This window comes from Kitasatospora humi, from assembly GCF_020907985.1.
Taxonomy (GTDB): Bacteria; Actinomycetota; Actinomycetes; order Streptomycetales; family Streptomycetaceae; genus Kitasatospora; species Kitasatospora humi.
The window spans coordinates 258764-274919 of record NZ_JAJJPA010000005.1 but is presented as its reverse complement, the minus strand read 5'-3'; the positions used below and the strand labels follow the sequence as shown (position 1 = coordinate 274919).

At 71.6% G+C, this 16156-nt stretch carries 13 protein-coding genes; 5 read left to right on the top strand and 8 right to left on the bottom strand.

Annotated features, from left to right (window positions below; all coding sequences use genetic code 11):
* Positions 1 to 447: 447 nt before the first annotated feature.
* The 3 genes from LN042_RS08190 to LN042_RS08180 form a co-directional block, all read right to left on the bottom strand.
* Complete coding sequence (locus LN042_RS08190) at positions 448 to 1983, bottom strand: CoA-acylating methylmalonate-semialdehyde dehydrogenase (RefSeq protein WP_372495691.1); 1536 nt, start codon at positions 1981 to 1983, stop codon at positions 448 to 450.
* 129 nt (positions 1984 to 2112) lie between these two features.
* Positions 2113 to 2565: a hypothetical protein gene (locus LN042_RS08185; RefSeq protein WP_230049946.1), complete on the bottom strand. Its 453-nt coding sequence runs from the start codon at positions 2563 to 2565 to the stop codon at positions 2113 to 2115.
* Between the two features lie 104 nt (positions 2566 to 2669).
* Positions 2670 to 4190 (bottom strand): gamma-aminobutyraldehyde dehydrogenase, encoded by a 1521-nt coding sequence (locus tag LN042_RS08180; RefSeq protein WP_230049904.1) that lies wholly within the window; start codon positions 4188 to 4190, stop codon positions 2670 to 2672.
* Between the two features lie 189 nt (positions 4191 to 4379).
* On the opposite strand from LN042_RS08180, the gene LN042_RS08175 reads away from it, so the two are divergent.
* Entirely contained in the window at positions 4380 to 6041 is a 1662-nt protein-coding gene (locus LN042_RS08175; protein WP_230049902.1) for a PucR family transcriptional regulator, read from the top strand.
* Positions 6042 to 6048: 7 nt separating this feature from the next.
* On the opposite strand, the gene LN042_RS08170 is transcribed toward LN042_RS08175, so the two are convergent.
* Together LN042_RS08170 and LN042_RS08165 are read right to left on the bottom strand one after the other, a co-directional pair.
* Entirely contained in the window at positions 6049 to 7407 is a 1359-nt protein-coding gene (locus LN042_RS08170) for an aspartate aminotransferase family protein (protein ID WP_230049900.1), read from the bottom strand.
* Between the two features lie 126 nt (positions 7408 to 7533).
* Positions 7534 to 8979 carry a gamma-aminobutyraldehyde dehydrogenase gene (locus LN042_RS08165; protein WP_230049898.1) on the bottom strand — a complete coding sequence of 482 codons (1446 nt, stop codon included), beginning with the start codon at positions 8977 to 8979 and terminating at the stop codon, positions 7534 to 7536.
* A 267-nt stretch (positions 8980 to 9246) separates the two neighbouring features.
* On the opposite strand from LN042_RS08165, the gene LN042_RS08160 reads away from it, so the two are divergent.
* The 4 genes from LN042_RS08160 (at position 9247) to LN042_RS08145 (ending at position 13304) form a co-directional block, all read left to right on the top strand.
* Positions 9247 to 9720: an Lrp/AsnC family transcriptional regulator gene (locus tag LN042_RS08160; protein WP_101382386.1), complete on the top strand. Its 474-nt coding sequence runs from the start codon at positions 9247 to 9249 to the stop codon at positions 9718 to 9720.
* Complete coding sequence (locus tag LN042_RS08155) at positions 9717 to 11111, top strand: aspartate aminotransferase family protein (protein WP_230049896.1); 1395 nt, start codon at positions 9717 to 9719, stop codon at positions 11109 to 11111. Before LN042_RS08160 ends, LN042_RS08155 begins: the two co-directional genes overlap by 4 nt.
* A 280-nt stretch (positions 11112 to 11391) precedes the next feature.
* Positions 11392 to 12123 carry an ABC transporter ATP-binding protein gene (locus tag LN042_RS08150; RefSeq protein WP_230049894.1) on the top strand — a complete coding sequence of 244 codons (732 nt, stop codon included), beginning with the start codon at positions 11392 to 11394 and terminating at the stop codon, positions 12121 to 12123.
* 20 nt (positions 12124 to 12143) lie between these two features.
* Complete coding sequence (locus LN042_RS08145) at positions 12144 to 13304, top strand: hypothetical protein (RefSeq protein WP_230049892.1); 1161 nt, start codon at positions 12144 to 12146, stop codon at positions 13302 to 13304.
* 84 nt (positions 13305 to 13388) lie between these two features.
* Here LN042_RS08145 and rlmN read toward each other — a convergent pair whose 3' ends face one another.
* The 3 genes from rlmN to frr all read right to left on the bottom strand — a co-directional run bounded on the left by rlmN (position 13389) and on the right by frr (position 16132).
* Positions 13389 to 14528, bottom strand: a complete 1140-nt coding sequence (rlmN, locus tag LN042_RS08140) for a dual-specificity RNA methyltransferase RlmN (protein ID WP_230049891.1) — start codon at positions 14526 to 14528, stop codon at positions 13389 to 13391.
* Between the two features lie 75 nt (positions 14529 to 14603).
* The gene (locus LN042_RS08135) at positions 14604 to 15575 is read right to left on the bottom strand and encodes a phosphatidate cytidylyltransferase (RefSeq protein WP_230049889.1); all 972 of its coding nucleotides are present in this window, start codon (positions 15573 to 15575) and stop codon (positions 14604 to 14606) included.
* Positions 15575 to 16132 (bottom strand): ribosome recycling factor, encoded by a 558-nt coding sequence (gene frr / locus LN042_RS08130; RefSeq protein WP_230049887.1) that lies wholly within the window; start codon positions 16130 to 16132, stop codon positions 15575 to 15577. Before frr ends, LN042_RS08135 begins: the two co-directional genes overlap by 1 nt.
* Positions 16133 to 16156 lie beyond the last annotated feature (24 nt).

Here is a 16156-nt window from a genome sequence, read left to right as displayed (position 1 = left end):
AAGCTTATCAGATCCGAGCTTGTGCTCTTTCCCGACTCGCTTTCATCTTCTGTGGCCTGACGGCCCGTCCGACGTTTCAAACTTTAGCCGATCACCGCTCCGAAAAGCGAATCCGGCTGCAATCCAGAGAAACGCCCACGACAATTCGCCCGGACACGCGACAGAGCGCGATCCGCCGCGGATCGAAGTGGTGGTTCTGGGGATTGGCCACTCCGGGACCGTCCACGCAGACACGTGTCCGGTGCTCCCAGCCGAGCGACTAGAAAACAGTACGCCCCGATGCCCGGAGATGCAAACCCCGCCGTCGGCTGAGGGGGCGGCCTCACCTCGAGCTCTGGCCCGGGTCCGAACGGACGGCAGCGCCGGGGCGCCCGAGCAGGTCTCGGGCGCCCCGGCGCGGTGGGCCGGCTGCCGGCCCAGGGTCAACCCCGGGTCAGCGATCGGCTCTCAACTGTTGGTCGGGAAACCGAGGTTGATGCCGCCGTGCGAGGGGTCCAGCCACCGCTGGGTGATCGCCTTGCCCCGGGTGAAGAACTGCACGCCGTCCGCACCGTAGGCGTGCGAGTCGCCGAAGAGCGAGGCCTTCCAGCCGCCGAAGGAGTAGTAGGCGACCGGTACCGGGATCGGCACGTTGATGCCGACCATGCCGACCTCGACCTCGTGCTGGAAGCGGCGGGCGGCACCGCCGTCGTTGGTGAAGATGGCCGTGCCGTTGCCGTAGGGGTTGGCGTTGATCAGCGCCAGGCCCTCCTCGTAGGAGGAGACCCGGACCACGGAGAGGACGGGGCCGAAGATCTCGTCCGTGTACACGGACATGCCCGGCTTGACCTGGTCGAACAAGGTGGGGCCGAGCCAGAAGCCGTCGGCGGTGGAGTCGCCGTTGGCGTCCTCGGGTGCGATCAGGTGCTTTCGGCCGTCGACGACCAGCTCGGCGCCGTCGGCGAGGCCGGACTCGACGTAGGCGGTGACCTTGTCCCGGTGCTGGCCGGTGACCAGCGGACCCATCTCGGAGTCGCCGTTGCAGCCGGGGCCGACCTTGAGGCCGGCGATCCGCTCCTTGATCCTCGCGACCAGCTCGTCGCCGATCGGGTCGACCGCCACCAGCACCGAGACCGCCATGCAGCGCTCGCCGGCGGCGCCGAACCCGGCGTTGACCGCGGCGTCGGCGCTCAGGTCCAGGTCGGCGTCGGGAAGCACCAGCATGTGGTTCTTGGCGCCGCCGAGTGCCTGCACCCGCTTGCCGTAGCGGGTGCCCGTCTCGTAGACGTAGCGGGCGATCGGAGTGGAGCCGACGAAGCTGACCGACTTGATGTCCGGGTGCTCCAGCAGCCGGTCGACCGCGACCTTGTCACCGTGCACCACGTTGAACACGCCGTCCGGCAGCCCGGCCTCCTGCCACAGCCGGGCCAGGAAGTTCGCCGCCGAGGGATCCTTCTCGGAGGGCTTGAGCACCACGGTGTTGCCGGCCGCGATGGCGATGGGGAAGAACCACATCGGCACCATCGCCGGGAAGTTGAACGGCGAGATGATGGCGACCGGGCCCAGCGGCTGCCGGATCGAGTAGACGTCGATCCCGGTGGAGGCCTGCTCGGTGAAGCCGCCCTTGAGCAGCTGCGGGATCCCGCAGGCGTATTCGACGACCTCCTGACCGCGGGCGAGCTCGCCGAGCGCGTCCGAGTGCACCTTGCCGTGCTCGGAGACGATCAGCGCGGCCAGCTCGTCCTTGCGGGCGTCGAACAGCTCGCGGAACTTGAAGAGCACGGCGGTGCGCCGGGCGATCGAGGTGTGCCGCCACTCGGCGAACGCGGCGGCCGCGGCTGCCACTGCCTGGTCGACCTCGGCGACCTCGGCGAAGTCCACCTGGCCGGTGGTCCGACCGGTGGCCGGGTCGTGGATGTCGCCACGGCGGGGCGCCGCGCCGGCGGTCGGCACCGGGGCACCACCGATCCAGTGGACGACGTGCTTTTCAGCGGGCTTGGTCACGGTGCTCTGCCTCCAAATCACGGGCTCTGGTTCCAGTCTGGCCACCCCACCCGGCACCCTCAACGAGCACACTGACGGGGATCGCCCGTTCGGCCTTACATCCCGTAGGGCCCATCGCCCGACCACCCCTCACAGGGGCGCACCGGGCTCGGCGAGTCGGGCGGCCGCCTCGTGCAGCACCAGCTCCAGCACCATCGGATCGGCCAGGGTCCCCGACCCGTCGGGCGGCACCAGCCAGTGCAGCCCCCGCTCGCCGCGTCGGGGATGCGGCACCGGGACCCAGCTGCCGTCGCCCGCGCCCCGGACCCCGGTGCCGATCCAGCGGGCCGCCGTGCCGATCGGGACGAGGAAGCCGACCGTGTCGTCGCCCGGGTCGTACAGCACCGGCCCGGCGCCGGGCAGTCCGTCCAGCAGCCGGTGCGAGGTCCGGCCCAACCGGCCGGGGACGATCAGGACGTCCCAGCACCGGCCGGCGGGCAGCAGCGCGATGCCGGGTGCGGACCGCTCCCACTCGCGTCGGCAGGCCTCCGGGTCGGGTGCGGCGGCGGCCAGCCAGGCCACGGCGTCAGCGGCTGGGGTGATGTCCACGGTTCTCCTCGCTGCGGTCGTCGGCGGCTTCCGGCAGCCGCCGTCACCAGCAGGAGAGCGGGCCCGGCCCCGGCTCTTACACGGGTTCGGCGGCCGGTTCAGCCCCGGTCGCCGAAGACCGTGCGGTGCCAGTCCTTGCGGGCGACCGCCGTGATGTCGTACATGACGTGCTTGACCTGGGTGTACTCGTCCAGCGAGTACTGCGACATGTCCTTGCCGTACCCGGAGGCCTTGTACCCGCCGTGCGGCATCTCACTGATGATCGGGATGTGGTCGTTCACCCAGACGCATCCGGCCGCCAGCTCCCTGGTGGCGCGCAGCGAGCGGTGCACGTCACGGGTCCAGGCGGAGGCGGCCAGCCCGTAGGGGGTGTCGTTGGCCAACCGCAGTCCCTCGTCGTCGCCGTCGAAGGGCAGCACCACCAGCACCGGGCCGAAGATCTCGCCCTGCACCACCTCGCTGCGCTGGTCCACGCCGGTGATCAGGGTGGGCAGGTAGTAGGCGCCGCGGGTCAGGTCGGTGCCGTCATGCCCGGTGCTGGGGCGATCGCCGCCGGTGACCACGGTGGCGCCGTAGCCGCGGGCCCGCTCGACGAAGCCGGCCACCCGGTCGCGATGGGTGAAGGACACCAGCGGGCCGAGGTCGGTCCGCGGGTTGTGCGGATCGCCGAGCCGGATCCGGCCGAACAGTTCGGCGACGCCGGCCACGAATGCGTCGTAGAGCGGGCGCTGCACATAGGCGCGGGTCGCGGCGGTGCAGTCCTGGCCGCCGTTGATCAGCGCGCCGGCCACCGCGCCGTGCACCGCCGCCTCCAGGTCGGCGTCCTCGAAGACCACGAACGGGGCCTTGCCGCCGAGCTCCAGGTGGGTGCGCTTGACGCCGGCCGTGGCCAGCTCGGCGACCCGCCTGCCGACGGCGGTCGAGCCGGTGAACGAGACCATCGCGACGCCGGGGTGGCTGACCAGGTGCTCACCGGCGTCCCGGCCCCCGCCGGTGACCACGTTGACCACACCGTCCGGGATTCCGGCCGCGGTGCAGGCGCGGGCGAACATCAGCGCGGTGAGCGGGGTCAGCTCGGCGGGCTTGAGCACCACGGTGTTGCCGGCCGCGATGGCCGGGAGGATCTTCCAGGCAGCCATCTGCAGCGGGTAGTTCCAGGGCGCGATGGAGCCGATCACACCGATCGGCTCGCGCCGCACGTAGGAGGTGTGGTCGCCCGAGTACTCCCCGGCCGCCCGGCCCTCCAGGTTGCGGGCGGCACCGGCGAAGAACGCGGTGTTGTCGATGGTGCCGGGCACGTCGAACTCGGTGGACAGCTTGATCGGCTTGCCGGTCTGCGCGGTCTCCACCCGGGCGAAGTCCGCGGCGTGCTCGGCCAGGACCGCGCTCAGCCGCAGCAGCGCCTCGGAGCGGGCGCCGGGGGTGGCGCCGGCCCACTCGGGCAGGGCGGCAGTGGCGGCGGCCACCGCGGCGTCGACGTCGTCGGTGGAGGCGAGCCGGATCCGCTGGACACTGCTGCCGTCAGCCGGATTGACCACGTCGAACGGCTCCAAGCCGCTGCCGGCACCGGCTCTGCCGCCGATGTACTGCGCGCCGTCCGCGAAATTGCTGAGCTCCATGGGTCGGTTCTCCTCCATACGGTCTGTGCCGCCGACCCTGCCCGTCACCGCCGACCCGGGCAAGGGACACACCGACAGTCGAGCCGTGAAGCGGTTTACAACATGACGGCGAACTGACGGGGTGACAGGTCGTCATCCAAGTGCATGATTCAGCTGACAACCTGTTCCGCCCGCCAAGGAGGCACCGCCGTGCTCCCCACCGTCGCCCGAGTGCTCGACCTCGATGTGCTGCGTCGCGGCCTGCCGCAAGTGGTGGCGGGCGCCGACCGGCTGGACCGCCCGGTGCGGTGGGTGCACGTCAGCGAGCTGCCGGACGTGGCGGGAATGCTGCAGGGCGGGGAGCTGGTGCTGACCACCGGGATCGCGCTGCCCGACGACCGCGAGGGGCTGGCCCGCTACGTCCGGGAGCTGGTGGAGGTGGGCGCGGTGGGCCTGGTGGTGGAGTTCGGCCGCCGCTACTTCGACACGCTGCCCCGGGCCCTGGTGCACGCCGCCGAGCAGCGCGGCCTGCCGTTGGTGGTGCTGCGGCGGGAGATCCGGTTCGTCGCGGTCACCGAGGCGGTGCACGCCCTGGTGGTGAACGCGCAGTTGGAGCAGCTGCGGGCGTCCGAGGCGGTGCACCAGGTCTTCAACGAGCTGGCGGTGGAGGGTGCCGAGCCGGCCGAGGTGCTGCGCCAGATCGCGCGGATGGCCGGGCACCCGGTGGTGCTGGAGAACCTCAGCCACCAGGTGCTGGCACACGACCCGGCCGGACGCACCGAGGACGAGCTGCTGGAGAACTGGGAACGCCGCTCGCGGTCCGTGCGGCCGACCGGACGCACCGGCCACGACGCGCGCAGCGGCTGGCTGGTGACGGCGGTGGGGGCGCGCGGCGAGGACTGGGGGCGGCTGGTGCTGGTGGGCGACCCGGGGCCGGTGCCGGCGGAGGACTCGCATCCGGCGGCCATGCTGCTGGAGCGCGGTGCGGCGACGCTGGCGCTCAACCGGTTGCTGGTGCGGGACCGGGAGAGCCTGGAGCGGCAGACCCACCGGACCCTGCTGTCCGGGATCCTGACCCATGCCCTGACCGTCTCCGAAGTGGCCCTGCGGGCGCAGGCCTTGGGTGTGCCGCTGGAGGGGCGGCGGCTCGTCGGGGTGGTGTTGCGCCGCCGCGGCGGGCAGTTGCCCGCGGCGCTGGAGGCGCAGGCCAGGCTGCGGGACTTCACCGAGCTGGCGGCCAACGCGGCGCGCACCAGCCGGCTCTCGGCACTGGTCGGGGCGCTGGACGACGAGGGGGTGGGGCTGCTGATCGCGCTGGGCTCCCAGCAGGACGAGCACGGCTCGCTGGAGGCCTTCGCGGCGACGCTGCGCCGGATGGTGGCGGACAGCCGGGTGGCGGCCGACGGCGGTCGGGAAACGGCCGCACCGGTGGTGGCGGTGGGCTCCTCGGTGGGCTCGGTGCGGGATGCCCGGCGGACCCTGATGGAGGCCACCCAGGTGGCGGATGCCGCGCTGCACGACGCACCGGGGGCGCGGTCGGCCTCCTACTACCGGCTGCCGGACGTCCGGTTGCGCGGCCTGCTGCACCTGCTGCGCGACGACGCCCGGCTGCAGACCTACGTGGAGCGGGAGCTCGGTCCGCTGCTGGCCCACGACGCCGAGCACGGCTCGCAGTTGGTGCAGTTGCTGCGGATCTACCTGGAGCAGGGGCGCAACAAGTCGGCCGCGGCAGACGCTGCGCATCTGTCGCGGCCGAGCTTCTACGACCGGCTGCACAAGGTGGAGCGGATCCTGGCGGTCGACCTCGACCAGGTGGAGTCCTGCCTCTCGCTGCACGTCGCCCTGCTGGCGCTGGACGCCGTGCGGCGCTGACGGCCCGTCAGTCGGTGTGGGAGTCGGCGACGTCGAGTGCCTCGTCCAGCGCGGCCAGGCCGGCGCGGGCCTCCTCGGCGGTGACCGTGCACGGGGGCACCACGTGGAACCGGTTCATGTTGGTGAACGGCCAGAGCCCGCGCTTCTTGCAGGCGGCCGCGAGTTCGGCCATCGGCGCGTTGGCGGCGCCGGCCGCGTTGTAGGGGACCAGCGGCTCCCGGGTGGTGCGGTCGCGGACCAGGTCGAGCGCCCAGAAGACGCCGAGCCCCCGCACCTCGCCGACCGACGGATGGCGCTCGGCGAGTTCGCGCAGGCCGGGGCCGAGCACGGTCTCGCCGATCCGCCGGGCGTTCTCCACGATGCCCTCCTCGGCCATCGCGTTGATCGTGGCCACTGCGGAGGCGCAGGCCAGCGGGTGCCCCGAGTAGGTGAGGCCGCCGGGGAACGGGCGGTCGGCGAAGGTGGCGGCGATCTCGGCACTGATCGCCACGCCGCCCAGCGGCACGTAGCCGGAGTTGACGCCCTTGGCGAAGGTCAGCAGGTCCGGGGTGATCCCCCAGTGGTCGGCGGCGAACCAGGCACCGGTGCGGCCGAAGCCGGCCATCACCTCGTCCAGGATGAAGACGATGCCGTAGCGGTCGCAGATCTCCCGGACTCCGGCCAGGTAGCCGGGCGGCGGGACCAGGATGCCGGCGGTGCCGACGACGGTCTCCAGGATGATCGCGGCCACGGTCTGCGGGCCCTCGAAGGCGATCACCTGCTCCAGGTGGGCCAGTGCCCGTTCGCACTCCTGCGCCTCGTTCTCGGCGTGGAACGCGGAGCGGTAGGGGTACGGGCCCCAGAAGTGGACCACGCCTGACGTGCCGGTCTCGTTGGGCCAGCGGCGCGGGTCACCGGTCAGGGCGATGGCGTTGGCGGTGGCGCCGTGGTACGAGCGGTAGGTGGCGAGCACCTTCTGCCGGCCGGTGTGCAGCCGGGCCAGCCGGATCGCGTTCTCGTTGGCCTCGGCACCGCCGTTGGTGAAGAAGATCTTGTCCAGGTCGCCGGGGGTGCGCTCGGCGATCAGCCGGGCCGCCTCGCTGCGGGCCTCGACCGCGAAGCCCGGGGCCATGGTGCACAGCGTGGCCGCCTGCTGCTGGATCGCCGCGACCACCTTGGGGTGCTGGTGGCCGATGTTGGTGTTGACCAGCTGGGAGGAGAAGTCGAGGTAGCGGTTGCCCTCGTAGTCCCAGAAGTACGAGCCCTCGGCGCCGGCCACCGCGAGCGGGGCGATCTGGGCCTGGGCGGACCACGAATGGAAGACGTGCGCACGGTCGGCGGCCGTGACGGCCTGCCCGGCGGCGGGATCGGCGGTGGGGATGCTCATGCCCGCCAGCGTAGGCAGCCGCCGCGGCGGTGGGCAGCGGCATCGTGTCAGGCGGTCGGCAAGGCAGGCTGACACTGTGCCAAGGGCCCAGGGGCGTGCCCCTGGGCCCTCACACTCAGGCGATCATCAGATCGCGGTCATCACGTGCTTCACCCGGGTGTAGTCCTCGAACCCGTAGGAGGAGAGGTCCTTGCCGTAGCCGGACTTCTTGAAGCCGCCGTGCGGCATCTCGGCGACCAGCGGGATGTGGGTGTTGATCCAGACGCAGCCGAAGTCCAGCCGGCGCGACATCCGCATCGCCCGGGCGTGGTCCTTGGTCCACACCGAGGAGGCCAGCGCGAACTCGACGCCGTTGGCGTACGCCACCGCCTGGTCCTCGTCGGTGAACTTCTGCACCGTGATGACCGGACCGAAGACCTCCTTCTGGATGATCTCGTCGTCCTGCTGCAGGCCGGAGACCACGGTCGGGGCGTAGAAGTAGCCGACCTCGCCGACCCGGTGGCCACCGGTCTCCACCTTGGCGTGGGCGGGCAGCCGCTCGATGAAGCCGGCCACCTGCGAGAGCTGGTTGGCGTTGTTCAGCGGGCCGTAGAGCACGTCCTCGTCGTCGACGCCGCCGGTCCTGGTCTCGGCCGCGGCCTTCGCCAGCGCGGTGACGAAGGCGTCGTGGATCGACTCGTGGACCAGCACCCGGGTGGCGGCGGTGCAGTCCTGGCCGGCGTTGAAGAAGCCGGCCACCGAGATGCCCTCGACCGCCTCGGCGATGTCGGCGTCCTCGAAGACCACCACCGGGGCCTTGCCACCGAGCTCCAGGTGAACCCGCTTGACGTCCTTGGAGGCGGACTCGGCCACCTGGATGCCGGCCCGGACCGAGCCGGTGATGGAGGCCATCGCCGGGGTCCGGTGCTCGACCATCAGCCTGCCGGTCTCGCGGTCACCGCAGAGCACGTTGAAGACGCCGGCCGGCAGCTCCAGCTCGGCCAGCGCGGCACCGATGATCTCGGCGAGCAGCACGGTGGAGGCCGGGGTGGTGTCCGAGGGCTTGAGCACCACGGTGTTGCCGGCCGCGATGGCCGGGGCGAACTTCCAGACCGCCATCATCATCGGGTAGTTCCACGGCGCCACCTGGGCGCAGACGCCGACCGGCTCGCGGCGGATGATCGAGGTCATGCCGTCCATGTACTCGCCGGCGGCCTTGCCCTCCAGCAGCCGGGCGGCACCGGCGAAGAAGCGGATCTGATCGACCATCGGGCCGATCTCCTCGGACTTGGTCAGGCCGCGCGGCTTGCCGGTGTTGCGGCACTCGGCGTCCACCAGCTCGTCGGCCCGCGCCTCGACCCCGTCGGCGATCTTCAGCAGCAGCTTCTGCCGGGTGGACGGGGTGGCGTCCCGCCAGCTCTCGAAGGCGGCGGCGGCCGAGGCCATCGCCGCGTCCACGTCCGCGGCGCCGGACAGCGGCGAGGTCGCGTAGGCCTCACCGGTGGTCGGGTCGACGATCTGCAGGGTGCGGCCGTCGGCCGCGTCGACGAACTCGCCGTTGATGTAGTTGCGCAGCGTACGAAGGTCGCTCACGGGTTTCTCCTACGGTCTGGGCCTGCGACGTTGCAGATTCCGCGCCAGGGTACCGCCGGCAGCGGGCTGCCGGGGGGCTGATGCGCCTGGTCGCTTCCGGGCGGGTGCACGTCGACACGGTTGCGCGGCCAGGCTACCTCGGTGACTTCTGTTATCGACAGGCAGCACCGGCAATCGCCACGCAATCCGTTCCGGATCGGTGGATGCTCGACGAAATCAGCAGCACGACGGGTTGCGGATGCAGAAACGATCAGGCACAGTGGCCGCGTGGCCAACCGCGACCGGAACAGCAGCGTCCCCCTCGACTCCGTCTCCAAGGCGATCATCGAGCAGCTGCAGGAGGACGGCCGCCGCCCGTACGCGACCATCGGCAAGGCCGTCGGCCTCTCCGAGGCCGCCGTCCGGCAGCGGGTCCAGAAGCTGCTCGACCAAGGCGTGATGCAGATCGTCGCCGTGACCGACCCGCTGACGGTGGGCTTCACCCGCCAGGCGATGGTCGGCGTCACGGTCGAGGGCGACATCGAGCCGATCGCCGACGCCCTGGCCGCCATGGACGAGGTCGACTACGTGGTCTGCACCGCAGGCTCGTTCGACCTGCTGGCCGAGCTGGTGTGCGAGGACGACGAGCACCTGCTCGAAATGATCAACAAGCGCATCCGCGCGCTTCCCGGCGTGCGGAGGACCGAGAGCTTCGTTTACCTGAAGCTCCGGAAACAGACCTACACCTGGGGCACCCGATGAGCGCCGATCCGGCACAGAAGGACCTTTCGAAGGCCGCATACGACCACCTGTGGATGCACTTCACCCGCATGTCGTCGTACGAGAACTCCCCCGTCCCCACCATCGTGCGCGGCGAGGGCACCTACATCTGGGACGACAAGGGCCGCAAGTACATCGACGGCCTGGCGGGCCTCTTCGTGGTCCAGGCGGGCCACGGCCGCACCGAGCTCGCCGAGGTCGCCGCGAAGCAGGCCAAGGAGCTGGCCTTCTTCCCGATCTGGAGCTACGCCCACCCCAAGGCCGTCGAGCTGGCCGAGCGCCTGGCCAACTACGCGCCCGGCGACCTGAACAAGGTGTTCTTCTCCACCGGTGGCGGCGAGGCCGTCGAGACCGCATGGAAGCTCGCCAAGCAGTACTTCAAGCTGACCGGCAAGCCGACCAAGTACAAGGTCATCTCCCGGGCGATCGCCTACCACGGCACCCCGCAGGGCGCCCTGTCGATCACCGGCCTGCCGGGCCTGAAGGCCCCGTTCGAGCCGCTGGTGCCGGGCACCCACAAGGCGCCGAACACCAACATCTACCGCGCCCCCGAGTACCTGGCGGGCCCGGACGGCTCCGTCGACCCCGAGGCCTACGGCCGCTGGTGCGCCGACCAGGTCGAGGAGGCCATCCTCTTCGAAGGCCCGGAGACCGTCGCCGCCGTCTTCGTCGAGCCGGTGCAGAACGCCGGCGGCTGCTTCCCGCCGCCCCCCGGGTACTTCCAGCGGCTGCGCGAGATCTGCGACCGCCACGACGTGCTGCTGGTCTCGGACGAGGTCATCTGCGCCTTCGGCCGCCTGGGCACCATGTTCGGCGCCGACAAGTTCGGCTACGTGCCTGACATGATCACTTGCGCCAAGGGCATGACCTCGGGCTACTCCCCGATCGGCGCCACCATCATCTCGGACCGGATCGCCGAGCCGTTCTACAAGGGCGACAACACCTTCCTGCACGGCTACACCTTCGCCGGGCACCCGGTGTCGTCGGCCGTGGCGCTGGCCAACCTCGACATCTTCGAGCGCGAGGGCCTCAACCAGCACGTGCTGGACAACGAGTCCCGCTTCCTGGGCACCCTGAACAAGCTGCGCGACCTGCCGATCGTCGGCGACGTGCGCGGCAACGGGTACTTCTACGGCATCGAGCTGGTCAAGGACAAGGTCACCAAGGAGACCTTCAACGAGGACGAGACCGAGCGCGTGCTCTACGGCTTCCTCTCGAAGGCGCTCTTCGAGAACGGCCTGTACTGCCGTGCCGACGACCGCGGCGACCCGGTCGTGCAGCTGGCCCCGCCGCTGGTCTCCGACCAGTCGACGTTCGACGAGATCGAGCAGATCCTGCGGGTCAGCCTCACCGACGCGTGGGCCAAGATCTGACGGCGTTTCCCTGACGCGTCGTCGGTGCTTCGCTGACGCACCCTCCGCCGAAGGGCGGTCCCCCGGCCTCCTCCTCAGGGCCGGCGGGGCCGCCCTTCGGTGCGTCCTCCCCGTCCCCTCCAGCGGTTCGATGTTTTTCTCAGATGATCCGCTGATGGTTCATCCGGGTTTATGACGGTTCCGCATGGTGTGCCGCAACCGCGCCGCGACCTTGTCGTTCTAGTCTGACGACTGTCATTCCACTGCACTGCAGAGCCGATCCCGACCGGCGGAGGAACACATGTCAGCGGCCCCGCCCGACAACGACGTGCTGTGGGCCCGGGGGATCGTCAAAGCCCATGACGGCAACCTCGCGCTGCGCGAGGTCTCGATCGGCATCCGCGAGGGCGAGGTGCTGGCCGTCACCGGCACCCGCGGCTCCGGCAAGTCCACCCTGCTCGGCTGCCTCTCCGCGCAGCTGCCGGTGGACTCCGGCGAGGTCTGGTTCAACAGCTCCCCGGTGCACACGCTCAGCCGGGCCGGCCGGGAGAAACTGCGCCGCGACCGCTTCGGCTTCGTCGGCTCCGAGCCCCATCTGGTGCCAGAGCTGACGGCCCGGGAGAACGTCGCCCTGCCGCTGCTGCTGGCCGGCGCCGGCCACAAGGCCGCGTACCGCGCGGCCGGCGAATGGCTGGAGCGGCTCGACGTGAGCGACTGCGCCAAGCACCGCCCGATCGAACTGCTCCAGAGCCAGCGCCAGCGGATCGCCGTCGCCCGCGCACTGGCCCCGCTCCCCCGGGTGGTCTTCGCCGACGACCCGACCGCCCCGCTCCACCGCGAGGCCCGGGACCAGCTGCTGCGGATACTCACCAGCGCAGCCCGCTCCCACCGCCTCACCCTGGTCCTGGCCACCCACGACCCGGAGCTGGCCAAGTACGCGGACCGGACGGTGGCCCTTGTCGACGGCCGCACCCCGGCCCCGGCCACGCCGGTCCAACGACCGGCCGCCGCGCCCGCCATCGCTTCGCACTGATCGCACATCGAGGGACGCCGGTGTTCTACTTCCGCCTGGTCAGGGGCTACCGGCTGGTCGACCTCGGCCGCCTGCTGCTCACCGCCGCAGCCGCCGCAGTGGTCGCCGGCTTCCTGCTGCGCGCGCTCGGCCGGGCTCTCAGCGACCCGCCCGGCACGCACACGGCCGTCGAGCGGCTGCTCTGGTGCCTGCCCGCGCTGGCCGCGGTCGGCTGGTTCGCGGCGGTCGCAGCCCGTGCCCTGCCCGCCCAGCGGCCCGAGCGGATGGCCGGACTGACCGCCGCCGGCGCCGGGCCGACCCGACTGCGGTTGCTGATCGCCGGCGAGCTCGCCCTGGCCTGCGCGCTCGGCTCAGTGGTCACCCTGCTGGTCTTCCTGGTGCTGCGCAACGAGATCGCCGGCCCCTCGCTCGCCCCCGAGCTGGGCATGGGCGTCCCACTGCCGACGGCCGCGCCGATCGCCCTGGTCGCCCTGCTCCCCCTGGTCGGCGGGCTCGCGGCGGCCGTCGCCGTCCCGGTCACCCAGCAGCTGACGGGCCACCAGGAACCCCTGCCGGCCCACCGCTTCGGGCTGCCCAGGATCATCACCGCCGCCCTGCTGACGGTCGGTGGCACCCTCACCGAGCTCTACGCACTGCGCCCGGCCGCGGCCGACGACCCGCGCCCGCTGAGGCTGCCGGCCGGGCTCGGGCACACCAGTGCCGTACTGCTCGGCGGCTGGGCCACCGCCTCGTTCGGCGCGGCGCTGCTCACCGGACCACTGCTGGCCGGGTTCGGCCGGGTGCTGGCCCTCGGTCGGCCCGCCCCGCGGCGGCTGCTGGCCGGGCGCGGGCTGACCGGCATCGCCCGCCGGCTGGGCACGCCGCTGGCGGTGCTGGCGTTCACCATCGCCGTGGTGCTGACCTCGGTGCGGCACTGGGTGGCCCCGGGCGCCGCCGGGACCGGGCCGCTGCCGGCTGCCGAAGCCCTGCTGCTCACCGGGTGCACGGTCGCGGCGGTGCTGGCCCGACTCACCGAGATCCGAGCCGCCCGCCGCCCGGTGACCGCCACCCTGCTGCGCCTGGGCGGGTCACCGCGGCTGCTGTTCAGTGCGGCCCTGCTGCGCTGGTCGGTGGCCGGCCTGGTGCTGCTGGCCACCGGCGGGCTGACCGCGGCGCTCGGCGCGGGGATGCTCAGCCGATAGTCGGACCCGAATGCCGGGCCTCCTGGCTCCCGAGGCTCCCGGCCCGGGGCACGCCGGTGCGACCGGCATCCGGCCCGTGGGGCGTCAGCCCGCCGCGGCGAGCTGACCGCAAGCGCCGTCGATCTCCTGGCCGCGGGTGTCCCGCACCGTGGTCGGCACACCGTGCGACTCCAGTCGGCGGACGAACTCGCGCTCGTCCTCCGGACGGGAGGCCGTCCACTTGGAGCCCGGTGTCGGGTTGAGCGGGATCAGGTTGACGTGCACCCGGTGGTTCTTGATCAGTCGGCCGAGCAGGTCGGCGCGCCACGCCTGGTCGTTGATGTCCTTGATCAGCGCGTACTCGATGGAGACCCGGCGGCCGGACTTCTCCGCGTAGTGCCACGCCGCCTCCAGCACCTCGGCGACCTTCCAGCGGGTGTTCACCGGGACCAGTTCGTCGCGCAGCTCGTCGTCCGGAGCGTGCAGCGAGAGCGCCAGGCGGCAGCTCAGCCCCTCGTCGGCGAACCTGTGCATGGCCGGCACCAGGCCGACCGTGGAGACCGTGATGCCGCGCTGGGAGAGGCCGAAGCCGTCCGGCGCCGGATCGGTGAGCCGGCGGATCGCGGCCAGCACCCGGTTGTAGTTGGCCAGCGGCTCGCCCATGCCCATGAAGACCACGTTGGACAGCCGCGGCTCACCGCCCGGACCGCGCTCGTCCCGGGGGGACGATCCCCCGCGCGCCCCGAATTCACCGGCCTTGAGCGCCCGCATCCCGGCCGCGATCTGCTCCACGATCTCGGCGGTGGACAGGTTGCGGGTCAGCCCGGCCTGCCCGGTGGCACAGAACGGGCAGTTCATGCCGCACCCGGCCTGCGAGCTGATGCACATCGTCACCCGGTCCGGGTAGCGCATCAGCACCGACTCGACCAGGGTGCCGTCGAAGAGCCTCCAGAGCGTCTTGCGAGTGGCGTCGTTGTCGCAGCTCACGTGCCGGACCACCGACATCAGCTCGGGCAGCAGCTGCTCGGTCAGCTTGGCGCGGCTGGCCGCCGGGATGTCCGTCCAGCTCGCCGGGTCGTTCGAGAGCCGGCCGAAGTAGTGGTTGGCCAGCTGCTTGGCGCGGAACGGCTGCTCGCCCAGGTCGGCGACGGCCGCCTTGCGCTCGGCGGGGCTGAGGTCGGCGAGGTGTCGCGGGGGCTTGGCGCCGCGCGGCGCGACAAACGTGAGTTCTCCGGGTGCAGGCATGGTCCGTCCAGTGTCGCAGATGCGCGATGGGTCCCGGACGGCGTGCCGTCCGGGACCCATCGCGCATCTGCGGGGTCAGCCGCCGACGAAGGCGGTCAGCAGCAGCCAGACGATCGGGGCGGTCGGCAGCAGCGAGTCCAGGCGGTCCATGATCCCGCCGTGGCCGGGCAGCAGCGTGCCCATGTCCTTGATGCCCAGGTCGCGCTTGATCATCGACTCGGCCAGGTCGCCGAGGGTGGCGATCACCGCCGCGCAGCCGCCCAGGATCAGGCCCTGCCACCAGTGGCCGCCGTCGATCAGCAAGGACATCAGCAGCGCACCGGCCAGCATCGAGAGCCCGATGCCGCCGGCCAGGCCCTCGCGGGTCTTGCCGGGGCTGATCGTCGGCGCCAGCTTGGTCCGGCCGAACTTGTAGCCCACCGCGTACGCCCCGGTGTCACTGCAGATGGTGACCACCAGGAAGAGCACGATCCGCTGCGGCCCGTCGTGGGCGGAGAGCATCAGGGCCACGAAGGAGGCCAGGAACGGCACGTAGAAGGCGGTGAAGACGCCCGCCGTTATGTCCCGCAGGTAGTCCTCCGGCGGCCGCCGCATCCGCCAGATCATCAGTGCCAGCGCGGTCAGCGCCAGCGCCGCGGCGGTGCCCTGCAGGCCGATCCAGTAGGCGCAGGTGAGCATGGCGATGCCGCCGAGCAGCAGCGGCGGCAGCGGGACCTCGATGCCCTTGCGCTCGGCCAGCCGGCTGGTCAGCTCCTTCACACCGATCGAGGCCGCCGCCACCACGACGATCAGGAACAGCACCTTGACCACGAAGAGCGAGATGATGATCACCGCCCCGAGGCCGAGCCCCACCCCTATCGCCGCGGGGAGGTTGCGGCCGCCCCGCTGCTTGGGGGGCTGCTGCGGCTCGGACTGGGCCACCGGACTCTCCTGGGCTCGGGGTCGTGCCCCCGCCGGGCCGACCGGCCGCTCGGGGGCGGCCTGCGGCGGGGCGGGGGTCTGCGGGGTTGCGCCCCTGGAGCCTGGGGCGTGCGGGGCGTCGTTCATCAGACTTCGAGGAGCTCGGCTTCCTTGTGCTTGAGCAGCTCGTCGATGGCCGCCACGTACTTGGCGGTGAGGTCGTCGAGCTCCTTCTCGGCGCGGCGCACCTCGTCCTCGCCGGCCTCCTTGTCCTTGACCAGCTTGTCCAGCGCGTCCTTGGCCTTGCGGCGGATCGAGCGCATCGAGACCTTGGCGTCCTCGCCCTTGCCGCGCGCCTGCTTGATGTACTCCTTGCGGCGCTCCTCGGTGAGCTGCGGCAGCACCACCCGGATGACGTTGCCGTCGTTGGTCGGGTTGACACCGAGGTCCGAGTCGCGGATGGCCTGCTCGATGTTGCGCATCGCGCTCTTGTCGAACGGCGTGATGACCGCCATCCGCGGCTCCGGCACCGAGAAGGAGGCGAGCTGGTTGATCGGGGTGACCGCGCCGTAGTAGTCAGCGACGATCTTGTTGAACATCGCCGGGTGGGCCCGGCCGGTACGGATGGCGGCGAAGTCGTCCTTGGCGACGGCGACGCTCTTCTCCATCTTCTCGTCGGCTTCGAGGAGGATCTCTTCGATCACGGTCTGCTCCCTGTCCGGTTGCCC